The organism is Terrabacter terrigena (assembly GCF_042676085.1).
GTDB classification, from domain to species: Bacteria; Actinomycetota; Actinomycetes; order Actinomycetales; family Dermatophilaceae; genus Terrabacter; species Terrabacter terrigena.
Genome location: NZ_JBHTKH010000001.1, coordinates 145,956 through 168,325 on the forward strand (window position 1 = coordinate 145,956; position 22,370 = coordinate 168,325).

Sequence of the window (22,370 nt, forward strand, 5' to 3'; positions counted from 1 at the left end):
GGGTGCGGAACCTGCGCAGGATATCGGCCGCCCGACGGTCCCCTCCTGGCACGTGTCCTGTCCTGTTCCTGTCCGGTCAGGACAAGAACAGGTCACGGACTTGACCGGTGACTCGGCCGCGTGTTCAGTGAGCCTGCCGGAGACAACGATGTCAGCATCGTCCGGCGATCGTGACGTCCTTGTGACAACACACCGCGGTGTTCGGCGACGTGAGCACGAACCGTGAGCAACAATCGGGATTGGGTGCATGCGCCCGTGGACACCACAAAGGAGTGTTGACGACCAGATGAGCGACCCCTCCACGCCGGCTCCCGGAAACGCGCGCAGCGATGTCACGGGCGCCGCCGCACAGCCGGGCGGCACGATCCTCGAGATGCGCGAGATCACCAAGGAGTTCCCGGGGGTCAAGGCCCTCTCGAACGTGTCGATGTCGGTCCGGCGCGGCGAGGTCCACGCCATCTGCGGCGAGAACGGCGCCGGCAAGTCGACGCTGATGAAGGTGCTCTCCGGAGTGCACCCGGCCGGCACCTACGACGGCGAGATCCACTTCGAGGGCAAGCTCGTCGAGTTCCACAACATCCGCGACAGCGAGCACGCCGGCATCGTCATCATCCACCAGGAGCTCGCGCTCATCCCCGAGATGTCGATCGCCGAGAACATCTTCCTCGGCAACGAGACCGCGAGCGGCGGCGTCATCGACTGGCTGGCCACCCGCGTCAAGGCGCGCGAGCTGCTCGCCCGCGTCGGCCTCCAGGAGGAGCCCGAGACCAAGATCCGCGACATCGGTGTCGGCAAGCAGCAGCTCGTCGAGATCGCCAAGGCGCTCTCGAAGGACGTCAAGCTGCTCATCCTCGACGAGCCCACGGCGGCGCTCAACGAGGGCGACTCCCAGCACCTGCTCGACCTGATCGCGGGCCTGCGCTCCAAGGGCGTGACCTGCATCATGATCAGCCACAAGCTCAACGAGATCGAGCAGATCGCCGACTCCATCACGATCATCCGCGACGGCAAGTCGATCGAGACGCTGCGTGTCAAGGAGGACGGCGTCGACGAGAACCGGATCATCCGCGGCATGGTCGGCCGCGACCTCGAGTCGCGCTTCCCCGACCACACGCCGAAGCTCGGCGAGGTCTTCTTCGAGGTGTCCAACTGGACCGTGCGCCACCCCAGCGTCCCCGACCGGCTCGTGGCCAAGCACAGCGACTTCTTCGTGCGCCGCGGCGAGATCGTCGGCTTCGCAGGCCTGATGGGCGCTGGTCGCACCGAGCTGATGCGCAGCCTCTTCGGCCGCTCCTACGGCACCTACGTCGAGGGCACCATCGTCAAGGACGGCAAGCAGCTGCGGCTGCGCACCGTCGCGGACGCCATCGACGCGGGCCTGGCCTACGTCACCGAGGACCGCAAGTCGCTCGGCCTCAACCTGCTCGACGACATCAAGCGCACCACCGTCTCGGCGCGCCTCTCGCGCATCACGAAGGGCTTCGTCGTCGACGACCGCCAGGAGTACAACTACGCCGAGTCCTACCGGAAGTCCTTGCGCACCAAGGCTCCCAACGTCGACGAGGGCGTAGCCAAGCTCTCCGGCGGCAACCAGCAGAAGGTCGTGCTGGCCAAGTGGCTCTTCACCGAGCCCGACCTGCTCATCCTCGACGAGCCCACCCGCGGCATCGACGTCGGTGCCAAGTTCGAGATCTACGGCATCATCCAGCGCATGGCGTCCGAGGGGAAGGGCGTCATCCTCGTCTCCTCCGAGCTGCCCGAGCTGATCGGGCTGTCCGACCGCATCTACACGATCAGCGAGGGTGCCGTCACCGGTGTGCTCGACCGCGAGCAGGCCGACCAGGAGTCGCTGATGCGCCTCATGACCCGCGGGACGCGCGGTGGCGGCGACCCGTCGCGCGAGAGCGCCTGACCGGCGGCCCCGCAGCCCTCCCGGCGCCCACTCCCCTCCCATCCACACCCGACAGAGCCAGGAAGCACCAATGGACAAGGTCAAGAAGATCTTCGGTGGCGACACCCGTCAGCTCGGCATGATCTTCGCCCTCGTGGCGCTGATCATCTTCTTCCAGATCTGGACCGGCGGGCTGACGCTCACGCCGGACAACGTCATCAACATCTTCCAGCAGAACTCCTACATCCTCGTCCTCGCGATCGGCATGGTGCTCGTCATCATCGCCGGCCACATCGACCTCTCCGTGGGGTCGGTCGCGGCGTTCGTCGGCATCTCCGTCGCGATCGCGATGCGGGACTGGGGCCTCAGCTGGTGGGTCGGCATCCTCTTCGGGCTCGCGCTCGGCGCGCTCGTCGGCGCGTGGCAGGGGCTCTGGACGGCCTACGTCGGCATCCCGGCGTTCATCGTCACGCTGTCGGGCATGCTGCTCTTCCGCGGCGCGAACCAGTACGTCGGCAAGTCGAACTCGGTGCCCGTCTCCGACGACTTCCAGGTCATCGGTGGCGGCTACCTCCCCGAGGTCGGCCCCGACACCGGCTACAACAACCTCACCGTCCTGCTCGGTCTGCTGCTCGCGGTCGGCATCGTCTACGGCGCCATCCGCAGCCGCCGCGCCCTGGTCAAGCTCGGCGCCGACGTCGAGGAGGCCTGGGTCATGTGGGTGCGCCTGGCCCTCATCTGCGCGGCGATCATCGCGGCGACCCTGCTCTTCGGCTCCGGCCGTCCCGGCACCTCGTTCCCGATCGCGGGGATGATCCTCGCCGTGCTCGTGCTCCTCTACGGCTTCATCTCGAACCGCACGGTGATCGGCCGCCACATCTACGCCGTGGGCGGCAACCGCCACGCGGCCGAGCTCTCCGGCGTCAAGAGCAAGAAGGTCAACTTCCTCGTCATGATGAACATGTCGATCCTCGCGGCCCTCGCCGGCATGATCTTCGTGGCCCGCTCGACCGCCTCCGGCCCGTCCGACGGTGTCGGGTGGGAGCTCGACGCGATCGCGGCCGTGTTCATCGGTGGCGCGGCGGTCACCGGTGGCGTCGGCACCGTCGTCGGCTCGATCGTCGGAGGCCTCGTCATGGCGGTGCTCAACAACGGCCTGCAGCTCAAGGGAATCGGCGCCGACGCGACCCAGATGATCAAGGGGCTCGTCCTTCTCGTCGCCGTCGCGTTCGACGTCTACAACAAGTCGCAGGGCCGTGCCTCGCTCATCGGCCTGCTGATGCGCAACGCCCGCGGGCGGGGCGGCGGCGACGACAGCACGCCGCCCCCGCCGTCGGCCGCGGTGGAGACGGCCCCGATCACCGAGAGCATCCGTCAGTCCAGCTGAGCCACCCGGTTCGCTGGCCCCACAGACACGGTCAGGGCGCCCGCCCGAGGCCGAGAAGGATCCGCGTTCGCCCGGACGCGATGAGAGGAAAGAGAGCACATGCGTACCTTCACCAAGGTGCTGGGCGTCACGGCTGTGGCCGCCCTTGTTCTGACCGGTTGCGGTCGGAGCAGCGACACCGGCACGACGCCGGGCGCTTCGAACGGCGGCTCCGCGGCGGCGGGCTTCCCCGCCAACGCGGTCATCGGTATCGCCCTGCCGCAGAAGACGTCGGAGAACTGGGTGCTCGCCGAGCAGCTGTTCAAGGACGGCCTGTCGCAGGCCGGCTTCCAGGGTGACGTCCAGTTCGCCAACGGCGGCGTGTCCGAGCAGCAGAACCAGATCTCGGCCATGGTCACGAAGGGCGCGAAGGTCATCGTCGTCGGCGCCATCGACGGCTCGCAGCTGGGCACCCAGCTCAAGGCCGCCAAGGACGCCGGCGCGGTCGTCATCGCCTACGACCGCCTCGTGAAGAACACCAACGCCGTTGACTACTACGTCGCCTACGACAACTTCAAGGTCGGCGAGCTCCAGGGCCAGGCCCTCCTCGACGGCATGGCGAAGAAGAAGCCGAACGGCCCGTACAACATCGAGCTCTTCGCCGGTTCCCCCGACGACGCCAACGCCCAGGTGTTCTTCGACGGCGCCATGAAGGTGCTCAAGCCGAAGATCACCGACGGCACCCTCAAGGTCGTGTCGGGCCAGACGGACTTCAACCAGGCCGTCACCCAGGGCTGGAAGGCCGAGAACGCGCAGAAGCGCATGGACACGCTCCTCGCGGCCAACTACACGAGCACCAACATCGACGGCGTCCTGTCGCCCAACGACACGCTGGCCCGCGCGATCCTGACGTCGGTCAAGGCGGCCGGCAAGCCGAACCCGATCGTGACCGGTCAGGACTCCGAGGTCGAGTCGGTCAAGTCGATCATGGCGGGCGTGCAGTACTCCACGATCAACAAGGACACCCGCAACCTGGTCAAGGAGACCATCGCCATGGTGACGGCCCTCCAGAAGGGCCAGACGCCGACGGTCAACGACACCAAGTCCTACAACAACGGTGTCAAGGTCGTCCCGGCCAACCTGCTCCCGCCGGTCATCGTGACCAAGGAGAACGCAGCCGAGGCGTACGCCAACGACCCGACGCTCGCGCCGCTCACCAAGTGAGCTGACGCCTCCGGGCGCCACGTGCACGAAGGCCCGTCCCTCCGGGGGCGGGCCTTCGTCGCGCCCGACCCCGTCTCGCGTATGCCGTCCCGTGCGCATCGGTGGACGCGTCGGCGCTGCGCCGCGGACCGCGCGTAGCGTCGCGTCATGGGTGACGTCTACCTGCACGGGCACCATGCGAGCGTGCTCGCCTCGCACGGGGCACGCACCGCATCGGACTCCGCGGCCTACCTGCTCCCCCACCTGCGCGAGGGCTTCCGCGTGCTCGACGTCGGGTGCGGACCGGGCACCATCACCCTCGACCTCGCCGACGCCGTCGGTCCCGCCGGGCAGGTGGTCGGCGTCGAGAACGTGGCCGGCCCGCTTGCGCAGGCCCGGCGCAATGCCGCCGCCCGTGGCGACCACCGGACCGTCTTCGCGCACGCCGACGTCATGGCCCTGCCGTATGCCGCCGGGTCCTTCGACGTGGTGCACGCGCACCAGGTGCTCCAGCACCTCACCGACCCGGTCGGGGCACTGCGCGAGATGGCTCGCGTCGCGGGCCCGGGCGGGATCGTGGCCGTGCGCGACGTCGACTACGCCTCGATGGTGTGGCACCCCGCGTCGGAGGGCATGACGCTCTGGCTCGACGTGTACCGCCGACTGGCCCGCCTCAACCACGCCGAGCCGGACGCCGGACGCCACCTCGTCGCCTGGGCCCACGCGGCCGGGCTCAGGGACCTCGCGCCGTCGGCGTCGCTGTGGACCTACGCGACGCCGGAGCAGTGCGCCCGGTGGGGTGGTGCCTGGGCGAGGCGCACCCTCGAGTCGACCTTCGCCTCGCAGGCGGTCGAGCGCGGACTGCTGACCGAGGCCGGGCTCGCCGAGGTGAGCGGGGCCTGGCGCGAGTGGTCGCAGCACCCGGACGCGTGGTTCGCGATGACCCATGCCGAGGTCGTCGCACGGGTCTGAGCGCGGCGGCTGTGACCGGGTCGCTGGTCACCGATCGGTGCTGCCCTCACGTGCGGGAGGCCGCACCGTCCCAGGACGACTGCGCTCCAGTCGACGCATCACGGTCCACCCGGCCGCCAGCGTCAGCACGCCGAGCGCGCCGCCCACTCCACCGGAGGTGACGGCTCGAACGAGGGCGCGGTGCAGGCCGTCGGCCGACCCCGCCGTCGCGATCGAGACGGCGACGCCGAGCCCCGCGCCGACGACCGGCAGGGCGCGCAGGGCCGACCTCCCCGCCAGGACCTGCGGCTCCCCCGGCACCGCCGGGCGTGAGCGCAGCTGCCGCCAGCTCCACGCGAGCAGGCCGGCAAGTCCCAGCACACCCGACGCGTACTGCAGCCACTTCGTCAGGCTCAACGGGCCGACCTGCGTGCGCAGCACGGGCAGGTGCTCGGGTCCCCAGGCTCCCGGGTGGGTGAAGGCGTCCCATCCGACGTGGGTCGCGGCCCCGAGCAGCGCACCGGCGACGACGAGAGCCCACCAGCGGAGGCTCCCCCGAGGCTGCTGCCCCCGGACGTCCACCCGGTGCCGCAGCGCCGCGGGCGCCACGTCGACGACGGGGCCGCGCAACCACACCCACCAGACGAGGACCAGGACCACCGCGAGGGCGGCGTCGACGGTGAGGACCCCACGAAGGGAGTGCGTCGTGCCGTAGTCCACGACGCCGGGGAGGAAGACCGCCACGTCGGGCGTCATCGCCCCGGCCGCCACCGCAGCGAAGGGCAGCCCCAGACGCTGCAGCGGGACCGCGACGATGGCATGGCTCGGCGTGAACGGCACGGGCGAATCGTGCCACGGCCGGCCGCGTGCGACCGGCGGATCGGCGATAGTGGCGACATGTCGTCAGCGTCGCTCTCCTACCGCCTGATCACCGAGCCCGCCCTCGCGCGAACGGCGTTCGCCGCGCTCGTCGAGCGTGAGGCGGAGGCACTGAGCGTGGTCGCCAGTGTCACCGAAGGGCTGGTCGCCGACCCGGCCCGCCACGTCGCGCCGCGCTGGTGGGCCGGGACCGACGAGGCCGGTGAGGTCGTGGCGGCGTTCATGCACACGCCGCCCCATCACCTGCACATCGCCCACGCGACCCCCGTGCAGGCCCGCGGGCTGGCCGTGCACCTCGCCGGGAGCCACGAGACGCTCCCCGGCGTCGGCGGCCTTCGAGCCCCGACGGAGGCGTTCGCCGACGAGTGGGCCATGAGGACCGGCGTGTCCGCGGCCGTGTCGATGGAGGTCGGACGGTTCGACCTGCCGGTGCGGCCCCGCGTGCCCTTCGAGGTGCCTGGTGGGTTCCGCACGGCGACGGCCGACGACAGCGCCCTGGTCGACGAGTGGCACCAGCATTTCTACGAGGCGATCGACGGCGCCGGGGCACGGGCATCGTCACTCGACCGGCACATCGCGGCTGGTCGCGTGGGGCTGTGGATCGACCGCGGTCGTCCCGTCTCGATGGCGTACGCCTCCCCCGCCAACGGCGGAGTCACCCGGGTCTCGGGCGTCTGGACCCCACCGGAGCTGCGCGGCCACGGCTACGCGAGCGGTGTCGTGGCCGCCCTCAGCTCGGCGCGGCAGGACGCCGGTGAGTCGTGCATGCTCTTCACCGACCTGGCCAACCCCACGTCGAACGCCATCTACCAGGCGATGGGCTACCGCCGGGTCGGCGACAACGTCAGCATCACCTTCAGGGCATGACTCCACCGACGCGCAGGGCTGCCCGGACCATCGGCCACTGGAGGGGCAGCCGCGCGACGGTGGCCGCGAGGTAGCCCTGCTTCGCAGTGTCATGCGGGTCGCGGTCGAACCGCCGCTTCGCCTGACCCGTCATCGTCACGTTGGCCGGGAAGACGGCGAGGAGCAGCGCCGCGGACGCCAGCCCCGCCACGCGGCGTGTGCGAGGGACGAAAAGCCCTACGGCACAGATGATCTCGGCTGCACCTGACGCATACACCAGGGCTCGCCGGGACGGCAGTCGCTTGGGGACGATCGACTCGAACGGCTCCGGCCGCAGGAGGTGCATGGTGCCCGAAGTGAGGAAGAGACCCGCCAGGGCGAGGGCATCCTTGCTGAGCGGCGCGTTCGTCGAGGTCTTCATGCCCTCACCCTAGGCGCGGGCCGGAGCGCTCAGAGGAGCACGGTCGTGAAGGCGCCCACCTCGCGGAAACCACACCGGGCGTATGCCGCCCGCGCCGCCACGTTGAAGTCGTTGACGTAGAGCGACACCTCTTCGGCCATTCCCGAGAGCACCTGCTCGACGACACTGGCCATGGCCGGGACCGACAACCCTTGCCCACGCAGCCGTGGGTGCAGCCACACGCCCTGCACCTGGGCGCAGCCGAGCGCGAGGGACCCGACGTCGGCCTTGAAGACGACCTCGCCGTCCTCGACCTTGACGTACGTGTGCCCGGCCCGGACGAGGGCGGCGACGCTCGCCCGGTAGCCGCGGTCCGAACCGAAGTAGGGCGGGTAGCCGATCTCCTCGGTGAACATGTGCGCCGCGGCCGGAAGGACGATGTCGACCTCGTCGATGCGCGCGGGTCGCACGTCGGGGTCGAGCGTCAGACCGAGGGCCGAGGGACGCTCGCGGGTGGTCAGGAGCGGCTGGTGGGTGCGCACCGCGCGCACGGGACCCCAGGTCGGGCCCAGCCGGTCCCAGAGCGCGACGACCTGCGCCCTCGGACCGAAGATCGACGCGCACTGGCGACGCATCCTCATGATGCGTGCGGCGATCGCCGCGACCCCGTCGTCGTCGAGCTCGACGGGCACGACGTTGGCGCTGACCCAGACCAGGCCACGGAGCTCACCGTCGTCCCAGTGCCCCAGGAGCGAGCCCGGCGAGGACCTCAGCGAGCCCTCGGTGATGCGTGCCGCGACGAAGACGTTGGCCACCCGGTCGCGGGCGCAGACGGCGAGCGCGGCATCCTGGTCGGCCGCCGACAGCGGTCGCACGGGTAGGCGTTGGCGCAACACCACCCAAGAGTGCCCTCCCGCGGCCCGGGTGTCACCCCGGCGCGCCTCACGAAGGCGTCACACCCGCGTCACGAACCGTCAGCTGACGGTGACGCTGGGGGCGCCCGCGGACTCCTCGTCGACCGGCTCGCCCATCTCCTCGGCGAGGCGCATGGCCTCCTCGATGAGGGTCTCGACGATCTGGGCCTCGGGGACGGTCTTGATGACCTCGCCCTTGACGAAGATCTGGCCCTTGCCGTTGCCGGAGGCGACACCGAGGTCGGCCTCGCGGGCCTCGCCGGGGCCGTTGACCACACAGCCCATGACGGCGACCCGCAGCGGCACGGTCATGCCCTCGAGGCCGGCGGTGACCTGGTCGGCGAGGGTGTAGACGTCGACCTGCGCGCGACCGCACGACGGGCAGGAGACGATCTCGAGCTTGCGGGGGCGCAGGTTCAGGCTCTGGAGGATCTGGATGCCGACCTTGACCTCCTCGACCGGGGGGGCGCTCAGGGAGACCCGGATCGTGTCGCCGATGCCGCGTGAGAGCAGTGCGCCGAACGCGGTCGCCGACTTGATCGTGCCCTGGAAGGCAGGACCGGCCTCGGTGACGCCCAGGTGGAGCGGCCAGTCGCCACGCTCGGCGAGCAGCTCGTACGCGCGCACCATGACGACGGGGTCGTTGTGCTTGACCGAGATCTTGAAGTCGTGGAAGTCGTGCTCCTCGAAGAGGCTCGCCTCCCAGACGGCCGACTCGACGAGCGCCTCGGGCGTCGCCTTGCCGTACTTCTCCAGGATCCGCTTGTCGAGCGAGCCGGCGTTGACGCCGATGCGGATCGAGACGCCGGCGTCCTTCGCCGCCCGCGAGATCTCCTTGACCTGGTCGTCGAACTGGCGGATGTTGCCGGGGTTGACGCGCACCGCGGCGCAGCCGGCGTCGATCGCGGCGAAGACGTACTTCGGCTGGAAGTGGATGTCGGCGATGACGGGGATCTGGCTCTTCCTCGCGATGGCCGGGAGCGCGTCGGCGTCGTCCTGGCTCGGGCAGGCGACCCGCACGATGTCGCAGCCCGACGCCGTGAGCTCGGCGATCTGCTGGAGCGTCGCGTTGATGTCGGTGGTCGGCGTCGTCGTCATCGACTGCACCGAGACCGGGAAGTCGCTGCCGACCCCGACCTTGCCGACCTGGATCTGGCGGGTCCGGCGCCGGGGGGCGAGGACCGGCGGGGGCGCGGACGGCATACCGAGGGAGACGCTCATGCCGCCATTATGTCCCGCCCGAGGAAACCGTCCGGTCGCGGGCGGGGCTCAGCCGAACAGCTTGATCGGCTTGACGATGTCGGCGTAGATGAGCAGCACCGACATCGTGATCAGCACGAGGCTCATGGCGTACGCGACCGGCAGGCCCTTGGCCACGTCGACGAACCCGGGGTCGGGCCGGTTGCGCACTCGCGCCCAGCCCTTCTTGATCGCCTCCCACAGCGCCCCCGCCACGTGGCCGCCGTCGAGCGGGAGCAGTGGGATGAGGTTGAAGACGAAGAGGGCGAGGTTGAGCGAGGCGATGAGCAGGATCAGCTGGGCGATCTTGAGCCAGTTGCCGCCCTCGTCGGCCGGGATGTCCAGGGCCGCCACCTCGCCGCCGATGCGACCGACGCCGACGACGGAGATCGGGCCGTTGGGGTCGCGCTCGTCGGAGCCGAACGCCGCCTGGACGACCCCTGCCATCTTCTCCGGGATGCGGACGATGATCGAGGCGGTGTCGACGGTGCGGTCCCAGACGAACTTCGGTGCCTGGGTGAGCGGCGTCTTCACGAGCTCCTGGCCGGGCGTGATGCCCGCGAAGCCCATCGAGGCGAGCACGGGCTTGCCGTCCTTGGCGATGGCGTTGCCCTGGTCGTCGTAGGTGGCGCGCTCGAGCACCGCCGGCGTGATGCTGACGTCGACCTTCTGGTTGCCGCGCTGGACGGCCCAGGTCATCGTGCGCCCCTTGCTGTCGCGGATGGCGGCCGACACGGCGTCCCAGGTCGTGACGGGCCTGCCGTCGACCGAGACGATGCGGTCGCCCGCCTGCAGCCCGGCCGCCTTGGCCGGTGCGACCGGGTCGCCCGGCCGGCACTTCGGCTGGGGCACCTGGAGCGTCGGGGCGGCCGTGGGCACGCACTGCGACAGCAGCCCGACCTTCGGGGCGACCTGCGGCAGTCCGTAGAGCGTGATGACCGCGGTCAGCAGTACCGCGGCGATGAGGAGGTTCATGACGGGGCCGCCGAGCATGATGACGATCTTCTTGGCCGGGTGGAGCCTGTAGAAGACGCGGTGCTCGTCGCCGGGCCTGACCTCCTCCATCGAGTCGGCTCGGGCCTGGTCGACCATCTGGCTGAACCGGCCGGTCGAGAGGGTGCGCAGCTCGCCGGGCTTGTCGCCGGGGCGCGGCGGCAGCATGCCGATCATGCGAACGTAGCCGCCGAGCGGGACCGCCTTGATGCCGTACTCGGTCTCGCCACGCCGCCGGGACCAGACGGTCGGGCCGAAGCCGACCATGTACTGGGTGACCTTGACCCCGAACTTCTTGGCAGGCACGAGGTGGCCGATCTCGTGCAGCGCGATGCTCAGCGCCACGCCGACGACCACGACCAGGACCCCTACGAGAAACAGCACACGACCATTGTCACATCGTCTCCACGACTTCCCGATTCGATGTATCCCCGCACGCCATGGGCCTCGCAGATACATCGACCCGGGCATGATCCACAGCCCCCTTCGCGAGAAGCTGCCTTTTCCACCGGCCACCGGTTGGCTGGCCCGGCGTCGAGGACAGGTCGACACGCTGGTTGGGTGGAGAGAAGCAAGCGTCGTCGACTGGCTGCCGAGCTGGCCGAGGCCGCGGACGGAGTCGCGTCCAGGGCATGGCTCGCCGCGGCAGGCATCACCCGCCACGACATCCGCTATGAGGTGGATGCAGGACGGTGGCGCCTGCACGGACGTCAGACGGTCGCCGTACACAACGGCACGCTGGGGACCGTTGCCCGACGCTGGTCCGTGGTTTTCGAGACGGGCAGCGCCGTGGCCGCGATAGACGGCGTGACGGCACTGCAGCACGCCGGGCTCAAGGGCTACCTCGACGAGGTGGTCCACGTCTCGGCCGTGCACAACCACAACACCGACCCGTTGCCCGGAGCAGCGATCCACAAGGTGATCCGCCGCGTCACGGGTGAGCTGGTGCTCGCCGGCCTGCCTCGCACCACGCCCGCCGTGGCGGCGATCCGGGCGGCCCACTGGGCGAGGACCGACCGTCAAGCAGCGCTGATCCTGCTGATGACCGTCCAGCAGCGTCTGACCACTCCCCATCGGCTCGCTGCCGCTCAGAGGCTCGTCCGAGGTCGCACCCGCCGTGCCTTCATCCGAGCGGTCGTTCGCGACATCGCCTTCGGGGTGCAGAGCCTCGGTGAGCTCGACTTCGCACGAATGTGCCGATCGCGCGGGCTCCCCGAGCCGTCGCGCCAGGTCGTGCGTCAGACGCCTGGCGGACGCATCTACCTCGATGTCGCCTGGGACGACCACGACCTGGTCGTCGAGATCGACGGCGCACAGCACCGTTGGGGAGTCGCGGTCACCGACGACAACCTGCGCCAGAACGACATCACCCTCTCGGGCGACAGAGTCCTGCGTGTCGACGTCATCGGCCTTCGGCTCGAGACCGACCGCTTCCTCGAGCAGGTCCAACGCGGGCTCAGCCGGCGTCGTGCCGCCTGAGCTCGCCGCGCCGCCCCCCGGTTCGATGTATCCCCGCACGGCCAGAGCCGCGCGGATACATCGAACGGGGAAGGGGCTGGCGTCAGCCGCTGATGGCGCGCTCGGCGGCGCTCCTCGCCCATGCGTCGGCGGCGAGGACGTCCCCGAGCGTCAGGTCACGCACCTGCGAAGCGGGCTCGGCGGCATACGCGTCGACGACGTGTGCGACGGTGTCGACGATGTCGACGAAGCCGATGCGGCCGTCGTGGAAGGCGTCGACGGCGACCTCGTTGGCGGCGTTGTAGACGGCCGGCCACGTGCCGCCGGCCTCTCCTACCCGCCGGGCGAGAGCGACTGCCGGGAAGGCGTCGTCGTCGAGCGGCTCGAACTCCCAGCTCTGTGCCTTCGTCCAGTCGCACGGCACGTCGGCGTCGGCGAGGCGCTCGGGCCAGCTCAGGCCGAGGGCGATCGGCACGAGCATGCGCGGCGGCCCGGCCTGGGCGATCGTCGAGCCGTCCACGAACTCGACCATCGAGTGGATCATCTGCTGGGGGTGCACGACGACGTCGATGCGCTCGAACGGGATGTCGAAGAGCAGGTGCGCCTCGATGACCTCCAGCCCCTTGTTGACGAGCGTCGCCGAGTTCGTCGTGATGACGCGGCCCATGGCGAAGTTCGGGTGGGCCAGGGCCTGTTCGGGCGTCACCCCGGCGAGCTCAGAGCGGGTGCGTCCACGGAACGGGCCACCGCTCGCCGTGACGACGAGGCGCCGTACCTCCTCCGCGCGACCGCCGCGCAGGCACTGCGCGATCGCCGAGTGCTCCGAGTCGACGGGCACGATCTGGCCGGGCGCCGCGACCGCCTTGACCAGCGGACCGCCGATGATGAGCGACTCCTTGTTCGCGAGCGCCAGCGTCGTCCCCGCCCGCAGCGCCGCCAGCGTCGGCTCGAGACCGATGGCGCCCGTGATGCCGTTGACCACGACGTCGGCGTCGCGAGCCGCGAGGGTCGTGCTGGCGTCCGGTCCGACGAGCACCTCCGGGGCGTATGCCGTCACGCCCGCTGCGTCGGCCGCGCTCGCGATCGCTCGCGCCACGTCCTGCTCGGTGCCGCTCGCCAGGGCGACCACGGGCACCCGCAAGGCCACCGCCTGCCGGGCGACGAGCTCGAGGTTGCTGCCGGCGGAGAGGCCCACGACCTCGAACCGGTCGGGGTTGCGCTCGACGAGGTCGATGGCCTGCGTGCCGATCGATCCGGTCGAGCCGAGCAGGACGATGCGGCGGCGGGTCGGGGCCGAGGTGTCTGTCACCCGGGCATTGTTCCGCAGGCGCGGGTCAAGCGGTCACTCCCCTCGCCCGCAGCAGCTCGTCGCGCTCGAAGGCGTAGGCGACGGCCCACGTCATGTGCAGGCGGTACATGCGGATGTCGTCGCCCCAGGACCACGGGCTGCTGCCGTAGTGCGCCGTCCAGTGCGCCTCGACCTCGTCGCGCTCGGGCCCGGGTGCCATGAGGTCGGCGTAGCCATGGGTGAAGAGCGCGAGGTCCTCGCCGTCGACGTGGGCCACGCTGACCGCCGGCCGTGCCGCCAGGTGCTTCGCCTTGGCCGAGGTGCCGGAAGTGCTGAAGGTCCACGTGCCGTGCAGGAAGTGGCCGTCGAGGGCACTGATGCGCGGCTCGCCGGCGGCGGTGACCGTGGCGACCGACAGCACCTTCATCCCCGTGAGCAGTCCGGTGAGCTGCTCGGCCGTCAGCGTGCGGTCGTCGGTGATGATGGCCCGCAGGTGCCCCGTGGACCGTGCGAGCGAGGCATCGAGCAGGGACTGGAGCGAAGCCGTCTCTTCACTGGTCTCGAGCATGTTCCGACGCTAGACCCGGGCGCCGACGGTCAGGGCCGGCCGACCTCTCGGTGACGTAGATGACGACGTCGCCGTGGGAGGACGACGGGGGTGGTCGTGGGCCTCACCGGGGTCGGGGACGTGCGGCGGTGGCCTGGCCTCGACCACGAGAGCGACGGCGCGACCCCGCGGGCCCGCTAAAGCCGCCCGACGGCATACCTGCTCGGGTGCGGTGCACCGTCAGTTGACGAAGACCCGCTCGTCGATGAGGCGCTCCTTGACCTGCTGGCCGTCGGTGTGGAACCGGCCGTGGGTGAAGTCCTTGTGGAACTCGAGCTCGACGCCGGCGCGGCCGTGGCGGTTCTTCTCGACGGTGACCACGCACCAGTCGCTGAAGCGCTGCGCGTTGCCGAGGTCGTAGATGAGGTGGTCGCGCGCGACGATGTCGACCTTCTCGCTGAGGATGAGCACGATGTCGGACTCGTAGGCGAGCGCGGACGAGCCGCGTAGGTCGTGGATGCGCATGCGGCGGCCCGCCCCGAGGCTGGCCTTGTCCGCCGCGGCCACCGCCACGACGGGAACGCCCGCCTGGAGGGCGAGCTCCTTGAGGCCCTCGGCGGCCACGGTCATGGCGTCGCCGTCGCGGGCGTCGTGGGCGTCGCGGACCGGCACCTTCTGGAGGTAGTCGACGAGCACGAGAGGCGCGTCGCCGGTCTGCTGCGCCACCTCGTCGACGATGCGGCGGATCTCCGCGAGGGTCGTCGACGCGTTCGACTCGTGGATGTGCAGGCGGTCGCCGAAGTCCGCGAGCGCGAAGAGCGCCGGAAGGGCTCCGGGAAGCGGCGTGAGGACGTCCTCGAGCGTGAGGCCGCCCGACTCGGACTCGAGCGCACGGCGCACCTCGTGCACGGTCGCGACCTCGCCCGGGATGCGCTCGGAGGCCTCCATCGAGACGAGGCGCTCGAAGAGCGTGTGCGCCTCGTGCTCGTAGGAGAAGAAGAGCGCCGTGCGCCCGGAGGCGACGGCGTTGCGCACGAACTGCAGGCCGATGGTCGTCTTGCCGTTGCCCTGGGATCCGCCGAGGAGCACCAGCTCACCCGCGCGGAAGCCGCCGGTCAGGGTGTCGTCGAGGACCGGGAAGCCGGAGGACCACACGGACACACCGGCCGAGCCGCCGCGCCGCAGCGCGGAGTCGGTGTCGTCGAGCAGGGAGGCGAGCGAGCGAAGCGCCCCGCCTCCCAAGCGCCCCGCTTGAGTCGTCATGGAAGGGATTGCATCACAGCGGCCGCGTCGGCCGGGCCGGTTTCGCACAGTTTGCCCCGCACTGCAGGGGTGACCGCGGACCTACAGGGCGATGCCGACGTACTTGGTCTCGAGGTACTCGTCGATGCCCTCGAAGCCTCCCTCGCGCCCGACACCGGACGCCTTCACACCGCCGAAAGGCGCCGCAGGGTTGGACACGATGCCCTGGTTGACGCCGACCATGCCGTACTCGAGCGCCTCGCTCATCGTGATGGCGCGCGAGAGGTCCTTGGTGAAGAGGTAGGCGACGAGGCCGTACTCCGTGTCGTTGGCGAGGCGGATGGCCTCCGCGTCGGTGCGGAACGTCGTCACCGGCGCGACGGGGCCGAAGATCTCCTCGCGCGCCATGTCGGCGTCGGTGGGCACGTCGGCGAGCACGGTCGGCTCGTAGAACCACCCGTCGCCCGAGGGCACCGAGCCGCCCACGAGCACCTTGGCGCCCTTCGCGACGGCGTCCGCGACGAGCGCGCTCACCTTGTCGCGCGCCTTCTCGTCGACGAGGGGCCCGACGTCGACGCCGTCCTTGGTGCCCTTGCCGAGGGTGAGGGCGCCCATCCGGCGGGCGAGCGCGGCGCTGAACTCGTCGGCGAGGGACTCGTGGACGTAGAACCGGTTGGCCGCCGTGCACGCCTCACCCATGTTGCGCATCTTGGCGAGCATCGCGCCGTCGACGGCCTGGTCGACGTCGGCGTCCTCGAAGACGAGGAACGGCGCGTTGCCGCCGAGCTCCATCGACACGCGGAGGATGCCCTGCGACGCCTGTTCCATCAGCGACCGGCCGACCGGGGTCGAGCCGGTGAAGGTGAGCTTGCGCAGGCGCGGGTCGCGGATCAGCGGCTCCATGACGGCGCCGGTGGTCTCGTGGGTGGTCATGACGACGTTGAGCACCCCGTCGGGCAGTCCGCACTCGCGGAGCAGGTCGGCGAGCGCGAGCATCGTCAGCGGCGTCTGGCTCGCCGGCTTGACGACCATCGTGCAGCCGGCGGCGATGGCGGGGCCGATCTTGCGCGTGCCCATCGCCAGCGGGAAGTTCCACGGCGTGATCATCAGCGTCGGACCCACCGGCTGCTTCATCGTCATGAGCCGGGTCGCGCCGTTGGGCGCCGTCGACCACCGGCCCGAGATGCGCACCGCCTCCTCGGAGAACCAGCGGAAGAACTCGGCGCCGTAGGCGACCTCGCCGCGGCTCTCGGCGAGCGTCTTGCCCATCTCGAGAGTCATGAGCATCGCGAACTCCTCGGCGCGCTCGGTGATCCTCTCGTATGCCGCTCGCAGCAGCTCGCCGCGGTCGCGCGGGGGGGTCCTGGCCCAGTCGGCCTGCGCCGCCACGGCGGCGTCGAGCGCGGCGCGCCCGTCGGCGACCGTGGCCGCCGCCACGTGGGTCAGCGCCTTGCCGGTCGCGGGGTCGTCGACCGCGATGGTCTGGCCGTCGCCGCCGTCGCGCCACTGCCCGCCGATGTAGAGGCCCTTGGGCACCGAGTCGATCACTGACTTCTGCGTCACCGCTGCCATGCCTGAACCCTATTCCTCGTCGATGTTCGGTCATCGGTTGCTCCCCCACCGCCCGGTCGATGTATCTGCGCGGCCTGGGGCGTGCGGAGATACATCGAACCGCGTGCCGTGCCGTCCGCTCAGCGCTCGTCCACACCCCAGGGCGAGCCGTAGCCCTCGGGTGTGGGGGCCGCGAGCAGGTCGAGGAACGAGACCGCGTCGAAGGCCTCCGGCCCCAGGACGCCCTTGCCCTTCCACGTGCCACGCGCGAGCAGCTCGAGCGCGACAACCGGGTTGACGGCGGTCTGCCACACCACGCACTGGGCGCCGTAGTCGCGCATCGTCTGCTCGTTGTCGGCGACGTGATAGAGGTAAGTGCGCCGCGGCCGCCCGTCGGTGCCCGTTCCTGTCACGAAGAGCCCGGCACACGTCTTGCCCGTCATCCGCGGACCGATGGTCGCCGGGTCGGGCAGCACCGCAGCGACGACGTCGCGGGGTGACACCTCGACGCCCTTGACGCGCACGGGGTCGGTGCTGTCGAGCCCGAGCGTGTTCAGCACCTTGAGGATCGTGATGAACGCGTCGCCGAGGCCGTACTTGAAGGTGACCCGCCGGGCGTCGACCCAGCGTGGCATGAGGAGAACCTCCTCGTGCTCGACGTTGACGCACTCGACCGGACCGATGCCCTCCGGGAAGTCGAAGACCTCGGGCTCGCTGAACGGCTCGGTGGTGAACCACCCGCGGCCCTTCTCCCAGATGACAGGCGGGTTGAGGCACTCCTCGATCGTCGTCCACATCGAGAAGCTCGGCGCGAAGACCTCGTTGCCGTCGTCGTCGCGCACCTCGAGGTTCGCGCCGTCGCGGGTGCCGAGCTCGTCGATCTCGGAGAAGAGGTGGTCGGCGGCGTAGCGGGCGAAGACGTCCGAGAGGCCCGGCTCGACGCCCATGCCGACGAGGGCGAGACGGCCGTCGGCCTCCCACTCCCCCGAGACCGCGAACTGCTCGTCGCCCAGCTTGACCCCGGTGACGGCATACGGCTGCTCGGGGTGACGCTGCGACAGGCTCATCGCCATGTCGAGGTAGTCGGCGCCGGCAGCCTTGGCACCATTGAAGATCGCCATGTTGAACTTCGGGTCGACGGCGTTGAACACGTGGGTGACGTCGTGCTCGCGGGCCAGCGCCGTCACGGCCTCGGCCGAGGACGCGTCGACCTGCGCCGTGACGAAACGGCTCTCGTCCGGGTTCCGCTCGACCACTGCGGCGACAGTGCGCTCGGCGCGCGACGCGTCGTAGTCGGCGACGACCCACAGCTCGAAGAAGTCGCGTTCGGCCGCGATGCGCGCGGCAGCGTCACCGACGCCGCCGGAGCCGACCATGAGCACTCTCACGCCTTGCTCGCCCTCCGCGCGTTGCCGATGACCTGTCCGCCCACGACGAGCAGCACTGCGATGAGGAACATCGAGAAGCCGATCACGTTGGCCTGCGCGGGGATTCCGCGGAGGTACGAGGTGTAGACGAACTTCGGGAAGGTCGACTCGTCACCCGACACGAAGTTCGTGATGATGAAGTCGTCGAAGCTCAGCGAGAACGACAGCAGCGCCGCCGAGACGATGCCAGGGAGGACGAGCGGGAACGTCACCCGCCAGAAGGTGCCGCCCGGGCCGGCATACAGGTCCTGGGCGGCCTCCTCGAGCCTCGGGTCGAGGCTCTGGAGCCGGGCCTTCACCGTGACGACGACGAAGCTGATGCAGAACATGATGTGGGCGATCACGATGGTCCAGAAGCCCAGCCGAAGCCCGATGCCCGAGAAGCCCTGGACGAAGATCGTCAGCAGGCTCGCGCCGAGCACGATCTCGGGTGTCGCCATCGGGATGAAGACGAGCAGGTTGCTCGTGCCGTGGCCGCGGAAGCGGTGCCGCACGAGGGCGAACGCGATCATCGTGCCGAGGATGGTCGCGATCACCGTGGCGATGGTGCCGACCTGCAGCGACACGACCAACGACTCGCAGGCACCTTGTGCCCCACAGGGATTCGCCCAGTGCTTCGTCGTGAAGCCCACCCAGGTGATGTTCGACTTCTTGTAGTCGTTGAAGGAGAACGCGAACGTGTAGGCCACCGGGACGAAGAGGTAGACCAGCACGAGCAGCGCGACGATCATCGCGATGTGGTCGGCGACCCAGCGCCTGGCGGCGTTCACAGCAGCTCCTCGGTGCCGAAGCGGCGGATGTAGAGGAAGACGAGGACGAGGATGATCGCCATCAGGGTGAAGGACAGCGCCGCTGCGGTGGGATAGCCGCCGAGCACGCGGAAGAACTGGCTCTCGATGACGTTGCCCACCATCTTCGTGCTGCGGTCGGAGCCGAGCAGCTCGGCATTGACGTAGTCGCCCGCGGCCGGGATGAAGGTGAGCAGCGTGCCGGCGATGACGCCGGGCATGCTCATCGGCAGCGTGACGGTGCGGAACGTGGTGAACCCGTTGGCGTAGAGGTCACCCCCCGCCTCGATGACCTTCGGGTCGGCCCTCTCGAGCGACGCGTAGATCGGCAGCACCATGAACGGCAGGAAGTTGTAGGTGAGGCCGGCGACGACCGCGACCCACGTCTCGGTGATGTGCCCGCCGGGCAGGAGGTGAAGGGTCTTCAGCACCGAGGCGAGCGGGCCCTCGTCGGCGAGGATCTGCCGCCACGCGATGGTGCGCAGGATGAACGAGGTGAAGAACGGCGCGATGACGCAGATCATCATGACGTTGCGCCAGCGGCCCGCCTTGAAGGCCATGGCGTACGCGAGCGGGTAGGCGAGCAGGAACCCGAACAGCGTCGCGAGCGCGGCGAAGAGCAGGGACCGCCCGAAGTGGCCGGCGAACTCGGTGATCGCGCCCGTGTAGTTGCCGACGTTCACGTCGCGGTAGTAGTAGCCCGGGTAGCCGGGGAACTGGGACTGGAGCGAGACGCTGGCGAGCTGCACGAGCGGCCACACGAAGAAGACGCCGAGCCACAGCATCCCGGGTAGCAGGAGCAGGTAGGGCACCCAGCGCCGGCCGCGGTGTGTCCTGGCCGGGTCGATGTCGGGAGGCCCGGCCGGCACGCCTGCCGGCCCGGTGGCGGCACCGGGCGGCGCCGCGAGGCCCTGGGCGACGCTCACGACGTCACGACCTGCGCGGTGTCGGAGCTGCCCACGCTCCCGTCGCCGCTCTTGTTCGAGGCTGTCGAAGCGCCGGCGCCTGCACCGGCCTCCGCGCTCGCCCCGGCGCCGGGGTCGGCGCCGCTGCCGGCCACCGCGAACGCATGGCCGGTCTCCCACCCGAGCCACACCTCGTCGCCGGGCCGCACGGAGTTCGGCTCGACGTCGAGGTTCTGCTCGTAGACGGCCCAGGTGGCCCCGCTCGGCACGGTGACGAGGTACTGCGTCGCGACGCCCGTGAAGCTGACGTCGGTGACGGTGCCTCGCACGTCGTTGCCGGCGCCCTCGGGACGGGTCTCGTGCAGGCGCACCTTCTCGGGGCGCACGCCGAAGAGGATCTCGTCGCCCTCGACCGAGGACCGGTTGAGCGGGACCCGCACCCGGCTGCCCGCCACCTCGGCGACGAGGTGCTCGCCGTCGCGGTCGACCACACGGCCGGCGCCGAGGTTGGACTGGCCGAGGAAGTTGGCGACGAAGGCGGTGCGCGGCAGGTCGTACAGCGCCTCGGGAGCACCCATCTGCTCGATGTGGCCGGCGTTCATGACGGCGACGGTGTCGGCCATGGTCATGGCCTCCTCCTGGTCGTGCGTCACGTGGATGAAGGTGAGTCCGACCTCCGTCTGGATGCGCTTGAGCTCAACCTGCATCTCACGACGCAGCTTGAGGTCCAGGGCACCGAGCGGCTCGTCGAGGAGCAGCACCTCCGGTCGGTTGACCAGGGCACGCGCGAGAGCGACGCGCTGTTGCTGACCACCTGACAGCTGGACGGGCTTGCGCCCGGCGAGGTGCGTCATCTGGACCAGCTCGAGCGCCTCCTGGGCCTTGCCGGCGGCATCCTGCTCGCCGCGGCGCCTGGGCCCGAAGGCGACGTTGTCGCGGATCGTCAGGTGCGGGAAGAGCGCGTAGCTCTGGAACACCGTGTTGACGGGGCGCTCGTAGGGCCGCGACCCGGTGAGGTCGGTCTCGCCGATGAGCACCCGCCCACTGGTCGGCTGCTCGAGCCCGGCGATCATGCGCAGGGTCGTCGTCTTGCCGCAGCCCGACGGGCCGAGCAGGGCGAAGAACGACCCGCGCGGCACCTCGAGGACGAGGTCGTCGACCGCGGTGAAGGACGCGAACTCCTTGGTGACGTGGTCGATCCGGAGGTCGCCGGCCGCCTGCCGGAAGCCGCTGGTGCGCCGTGCCATCAGTTACCCACCACCTTTGCCCAGGCGGCGCCGTAGTCGGCGTCCTCCTGCGGTGAGAGAGCCCGGAAGCTCTGGATCCTGTGCTGCTTGATGTAGTCCTCGGTGGGGAAGATGAACGGGCTCTTGGCGAGGTCGGGGTCCTCCTTCGCCAGGATCTCCTGTGCACCCTTCACCGGGCAGACGTAGTTGACGTACGCCGCGACCTGGGCCGCCACCTCGGGCTCGTAGTAGTAGTCCATCAGCGCCGTGGCGTTCTTCCGGTGCGTCGAGGTGATCGGGATCAGCATGTTGTCCGACCAGAGCGTGCCGCCCGACTCCGGGATCGTGAACTGCCAGTTCTCGTTCCCGGTCTCGGCCCGGAGGATGAACAGGTCGCCGCTCCAGACGATCCCGGCGATGGCGTTGCCGCTCTTGAGGTCCTCGAGGTAGCTGTTGCCCTTGATCCGTCGGATGTGGCCGTCGTTGACGCGCTTGTCGATCTCGGCCATGCCGGCCTCGATCTGCGCCTTGCTGAAGTTCGAGGAGATGTCGACGCCCTGGCGCTGCATCATCAGCGCCGCGGTGTCACGCATCTCGCTCAGCACGACGACGCGCCCCTTGAGGTCGTCGGCCCACAGGTCGTCGATCGACTTGAGGTCGCGGCCCACCTTCTCGCGGTCGTAGCCGATGCCGGCGAAGCCCGACTGCCACGTCAGGGAGTACTGCCGGCCGGGGTCGAACGAGACGTCCTTGAGCGTGTCGATCAGGTTGGCCGCGTGCGGCATCCGGATGAGCTCGAGCGGCTGCACGAGCTCGTCGCGGATGATCCGGTTGGCCATCCAGTCCGTGAAGACGAAGACGTCACGAGCGATGTCCTGCTTGGCCCGCAGCTGCGGCGCGATCTTGTTGAAGTACGAGTCGTTGTCCTCGATGTCGACGGAGTACGTCGCCGCGATGCCGGTGCGCTTCGTGAACGCCTCGAGGGTGGGGTACTTCGTGGCCTTCTCGTCCTGGTCGAGGTATGCCGTCCAGTTGGCCCACCGGACCGTGCGGTCCGTGTCGGACACGTCGACGGGCAGCTTGACGGCGGCCTTGCCACCTGCCGGCGGCAGCGGCGGTGCGCAGCCCGCGATGCCTGCGGCGGCGAGCCCGAGGGCCGAACCGCGCAGCAGCGAGCGACGGGAGACGGTGGAGCGTGCGGCCATGGAGGCCAGCGCTCGGATCGCGGGATCCGCTGGGGGGCGACGCCTGTTCAC

20 protein-coding genes are annotated in these 22,370 nt (G+C 70.0%); 6 read left to right on the forward strand and 14 right to left on the reverse strand.

Annotated features, from left to right (window positions below):
• Nucleotides 1-373 precede the first annotated feature (373 nt).
• From mmsA to ACFQ2V_RS00680, 4 genes are all read left to right on the forward strand, one after another.
• The gene (mmsA, locus tag ACFQ2V_RS00665) at nucleotides 374-1,912 is read left to right on the forward strand and encodes a multiple monosaccharide ABC transporter ATP-binding protein (RefSeq protein WP_386051015.1); all 1,539 of its coding nucleotides are present in this window, start codon (nucleotides 374-376) and stop codon (nucleotides 1,910-1,912) included.
• A 70-nt stretch (nucleotides 1,913-1,982) separates the two neighbouring features.
• On the forward strand, nucleotides 1,983-3,278 hold the full coding sequence (gene mmsB / locus ACFQ2V_RS00670; RefSeq protein ID WP_386049987.1) for a multiple monosaccharide ABC transporter permease: 1,296 nt from the start codon (nucleotides 1,983-1,985) through the stop codon (nucleotides 3,276-3,278).
• Between the two features lie 99 nt (nucleotides 3,279-3,377).
• The gene (locus tag ACFQ2V_RS00675; protein ID WP_386049988.1) at nucleotides 3,378-4,481 is read left to right on the forward strand and encodes a substrate-binding domain-containing protein; all 1,104 of its coding nucleotides are present in this window, start codon (nucleotides 3,378-3,380) and stop codon (nucleotides 4,479-4,481) included.
• A gap of 147 nt (nucleotides 4,482-4,628) precedes the next feature.
• Complete coding sequence (locus ACFQ2V_RS00680; RefSeq protein ID WP_386049989.1) at nucleotides 4,629-5,432, forward strand: methyltransferase domain-containing protein; 804 nt, start codon at nucleotides 4,629-4,631, stop codon at nucleotides 5,430-5,432.
• Nucleotides 5,433-5,459: 27 nt separating this feature from the next.
• Here ACFQ2V_RS00680 and ACFQ2V_RS00685 read toward each other — a convergent pair whose 3' ends face one another.
• The gene (locus tag ACFQ2V_RS00685; protein ID WP_386049990.1) at nucleotides 5,460-6,251 is read right to left on the reverse strand and encodes a DUF4184 family protein; all 792 of its coding nucleotides are present in this window, start codon (nucleotides 6,249-6,251) and stop codon (nucleotides 5,460-5,462) included.
• Nucleotides 6,252-6,308: 57 nt separating this feature from the next.
• Between ACFQ2V_RS00685 and ACFQ2V_RS00690 the strand changes: the two genes are divergently transcribed.
• Nucleotides 6,309-7,157, forward strand: coding sequence for a GNAT family N-acetyltransferase (locus ACFQ2V_RS00690; protein ID WP_386049991.1), 849 nt, complete (start codon nucleotides 6,309-6,311; stop codon nucleotides 7,155-7,157).
• Here ACFQ2V_RS00690 and ACFQ2V_RS00695 read toward each other — a convergent pair.
• The 4 genes from ACFQ2V_RS00695 to ACFQ2V_RS00710 all read right to left on the reverse strand — a co-directional run bounded on the left by ACFQ2V_RS00695 (nucleotide 7,147) and on the right by ACFQ2V_RS00710 (nucleotide 11,066).
• Nucleotides 7,147-7,557, reverse strand: a complete 411-nt coding sequence (locus ACFQ2V_RS00695; protein WP_386049992.1) for a DoxX family protein — start codon at nucleotides 7,555-7,557, stop codon at nucleotides 7,147-7,149. The two genes, ACFQ2V_RS00690 and ACFQ2V_RS00695, sit on opposite strands and share 11 nt — an antisense overlap.
• A gap of 29 nt (nucleotides 7,558-7,586) precedes the next feature.
• Nucleotides 7,587-8,432 (reverse strand): GNAT family N-acetyltransferase, encoded by an 846-nt coding sequence (locus tag ACFQ2V_RS00700; RefSeq protein ID WP_386049993.1) that lies wholly within the window; start codon nucleotides 8,430-8,432, stop codon nucleotides 7,587-7,589.
• A gap of 78 nt (nucleotides 8,433-8,510) precedes the next feature.
• Nucleotides 8,511-9,671, reverse strand: a complete 1,161-nt coding sequence (gene ispG, locus ACFQ2V_RS00705) for a flavodoxin-dependent (E)-4-hydroxy-3-methylbut-2-enyl-diphosphate synthase (protein WP_386049994.1) — start codon at nucleotides 9,669-9,671, stop codon at nucleotides 8,511-8,513.
• A gap of 48 nt (nucleotides 9,672-9,719) precedes the next feature.
• Nucleotides 9,720-11,066 carry a M50 family metallopeptidase gene (locus ACFQ2V_RS00710; RefSeq protein WP_386049995.1) on the reverse strand — a complete coding sequence of 449 codons (1,347 nt, stop codon included), beginning with the start codon at nucleotides 11,064-11,066 and terminating at the stop codon, nucleotides 9,720-9,722.
• A gap of 177 nt (nucleotides 11,067-11,243) precedes the next feature.
• Here ACFQ2V_RS00710 and ACFQ2V_RS00715 point away from each other — a divergent pair, with 177 nt between their 5' ends.
• Nucleotides 11,244-12,161, forward strand: coding sequence for a DUF559 domain-containing protein (locus tag ACFQ2V_RS00715; RefSeq protein WP_386049996.1), 918 nt, complete (start codon nucleotides 11,244-11,246; stop codon nucleotides 12,159-12,161).
• A gap of 82 nt (nucleotides 12,162-12,243) precedes the next feature.
• Here ACFQ2V_RS00715 and dxr read toward each other — a convergent pair whose 3' ends face one another.
• The 9 genes from dxr to ACFQ2V_RS00760 form a co-directional block, all read right to left on the reverse strand.
• The gene (gene dxr, locus ACFQ2V_RS00720) at nucleotides 12,244-13,449 is read right to left on the reverse strand and encodes a 1-deoxy-D-xylulose-5-phosphate reductoisomerase (protein WP_386049997.1); all 1,206 of its coding nucleotides are present in this window, start codon (nucleotides 13,447-13,449) and stop codon (nucleotides 12,244-12,246) included.
• A gap of 25 nt (nucleotides 13,450-13,474) precedes the next feature.
• The gene (locus tag ACFQ2V_RS00725) at nucleotides 13,475-13,996 is read right to left on the reverse strand and encodes a pyridoxamine 5'-phosphate oxidase family protein (RefSeq protein ID WP_386049998.1); all 522 of its coding nucleotides are present in this window, start codon (nucleotides 13,994-13,996) and stop codon (nucleotides 13,475-13,477) included.
• Between the two features lie 219 nt (nucleotides 13,997-14,215).
• Nucleotides 14,216-15,238 (reverse strand): DnaB-like helicase C-terminal domain-containing protein, encoded by a 1,023-nt coding sequence (locus tag ACFQ2V_RS00730; RefSeq protein WP_386049999.1) that lies wholly within the window; start codon nucleotides 15,236-15,238, stop codon nucleotides 14,216-14,218.
• An 81-nt stretch (nucleotides 15,239-15,319) separates the two neighbouring features.
• Nucleotides 15,320-16,789, reverse strand: coding sequence for an NAD-dependent succinate-semialdehyde dehydrogenase (locus ACFQ2V_RS00735; protein ID WP_386050000.1), 1,470 nt, complete (start codon nucleotides 16,787-16,789; stop codon nucleotides 15,320-15,322).
• Between the two features lie 119 nt (nucleotides 16,790-16,908).
• Nucleotides 16,909-18,156, reverse strand: coding sequence for a saccharopine dehydrogenase family protein (locus ACFQ2V_RS00740; RefSeq protein ID WP_386050001.1), 1,248 nt, complete (start codon nucleotides 18,154-18,156; stop codon nucleotides 16,909-16,911).
• Complete coding sequence (locus ACFQ2V_RS00745) at nucleotides 18,153-18,926, reverse strand: ABC transporter permease (RefSeq protein WP_386051017.1); 774 nt, start codon at nucleotides 18,924-18,926, stop codon at nucleotides 18,153-18,155. Before ACFQ2V_RS00745 ends, ACFQ2V_RS00740 begins: the two co-directional genes overlap by 4 nt.
• A 35-nt stretch (nucleotides 18,927-18,961) precedes the next feature.
• The gene (locus ACFQ2V_RS00750) at nucleotides 18,962-19,909 is read right to left on the reverse strand and encodes an ABC transporter permease (protein ID WP_386050002.1); all 948 of its coding nucleotides are present in this window, start codon (nucleotides 19,907-19,909) and stop codon (nucleotides 18,962-18,964) included.
• Nucleotides 19,906-21,135: an ABC transporter ATP-binding protein gene (locus ACFQ2V_RS00755; protein WP_386050003.1), complete on the reverse strand. Its 1,230-nt coding sequence runs from the start codon at nucleotides 21,133-21,135 to the stop codon at nucleotides 19,906-19,908. The genes ACFQ2V_RS00750 and ACFQ2V_RS00755 overlap by 4 nt, the downstream gene beginning before the upstream one ends.
• Complete coding sequence (locus ACFQ2V_RS00760; RefSeq protein WP_386050004.1) at nucleotides 21,135-22,370, reverse strand: ABC transporter substrate-binding protein; 1,236 nt, start codon at nucleotides 22,368-22,370, stop codon at nucleotides 21,135-21,137. Before ACFQ2V_RS00760 ends, ACFQ2V_RS00755 begins: the two co-directional genes overlap by 1 nt.

What these genes read in the sequence shown, in the direction of transcription:
- ACFQ2V_RS00695 (WP_386049992.1), bottom strand. Translation starts at nt 7,557, where the DNA reads ATGAAGACCTCGACGAACGCGCCGCTCAGCAAGGATGCCCTCGCCCTG.
- ACFQ2V_RS00675 (WP_386049988.1), top strand. Translation starts at nt 3,378, where the DNA reads ATGCGTACCTTCACCAAGGTGCTGGGCGTCACGGCTGTGGCCGCCCTT.
- ACFQ2V_RS00725 (WP_386049998.1), bottom strand. Translation starts at nt 13,996, where the DNA reads ATGCTCGAGACCAGTGAAGAGACGGCTTCGCTCCAGTCCCTGCTCGAT.
- ACFQ2V_RS00690 (WP_386049991.1), top strand. Translation starts at nt 6,309, where the DNA reads ATGTCGTCAGCGTCGCTCTCCTACCGCCTGATCACCGAGCCCGCCCTC.
- ACFQ2V_RS00680 (WP_386049989.1), top strand. Translation starts at nt 4,629, where the DNA reads ATGGGTGACGTCTACCTGCACGGGCACCATGCGAGCGTGCTCGCCTCG.
- mmsA (WP_386051015.1), top strand. Translation starts at nt 374, where the DNA reads ATGCGCGAGATCACCAAGGAGTTCCCGGGGGTCAAGGCCCTCTCGAAC.
- ACFQ2V_RS00730 (WP_386049999.1), bottom strand. Translation starts at nt 15,238, where the DNA reads ATGACGACTCAAGCGGGGCGCTTGGGAGGCGGGGCGCTTCGCTCGCTC.
- ACFQ2V_RS00735 (WP_386050000.1), bottom strand. Translation starts at nt 16,789, where the DNA reads ATGGCAGCGGTGACGCAGAAGTCAGTGATCGACTCGGTGCCCAAGGGC.
- ACFQ2V_RS00745 (WP_386051017.1), bottom strand. Translation starts at nt 18,926, where the DNA reads ATGATCGTCGCGCTGCTCGTGCTGGTCTACCTCTTCGTCCCGGTGGCC.
- ACFQ2V_RS00755 (WP_386050003.1), bottom strand. Translation starts at nt 21,135, where the DNA reads ATGGCACGGCGCACCAGCGGCTTCCGGCAGGCGGCCGGCGACCTCCGG.
- mmsB (WP_386049987.1), top strand. Translation starts at nt 1,983, where the DNA reads ATGGACAAGGTCAAGAAGATCTTCGGTGGCGACACCCGTCAGCTCGGC.
- ispG (WP_386049994.1), bottom strand. Translation starts at nt 9,671, where the DNA reads ATGAGCGTCTCCCTCGGTATGCCGTCCGCGCCCCCGCCGGTCCTCGCC.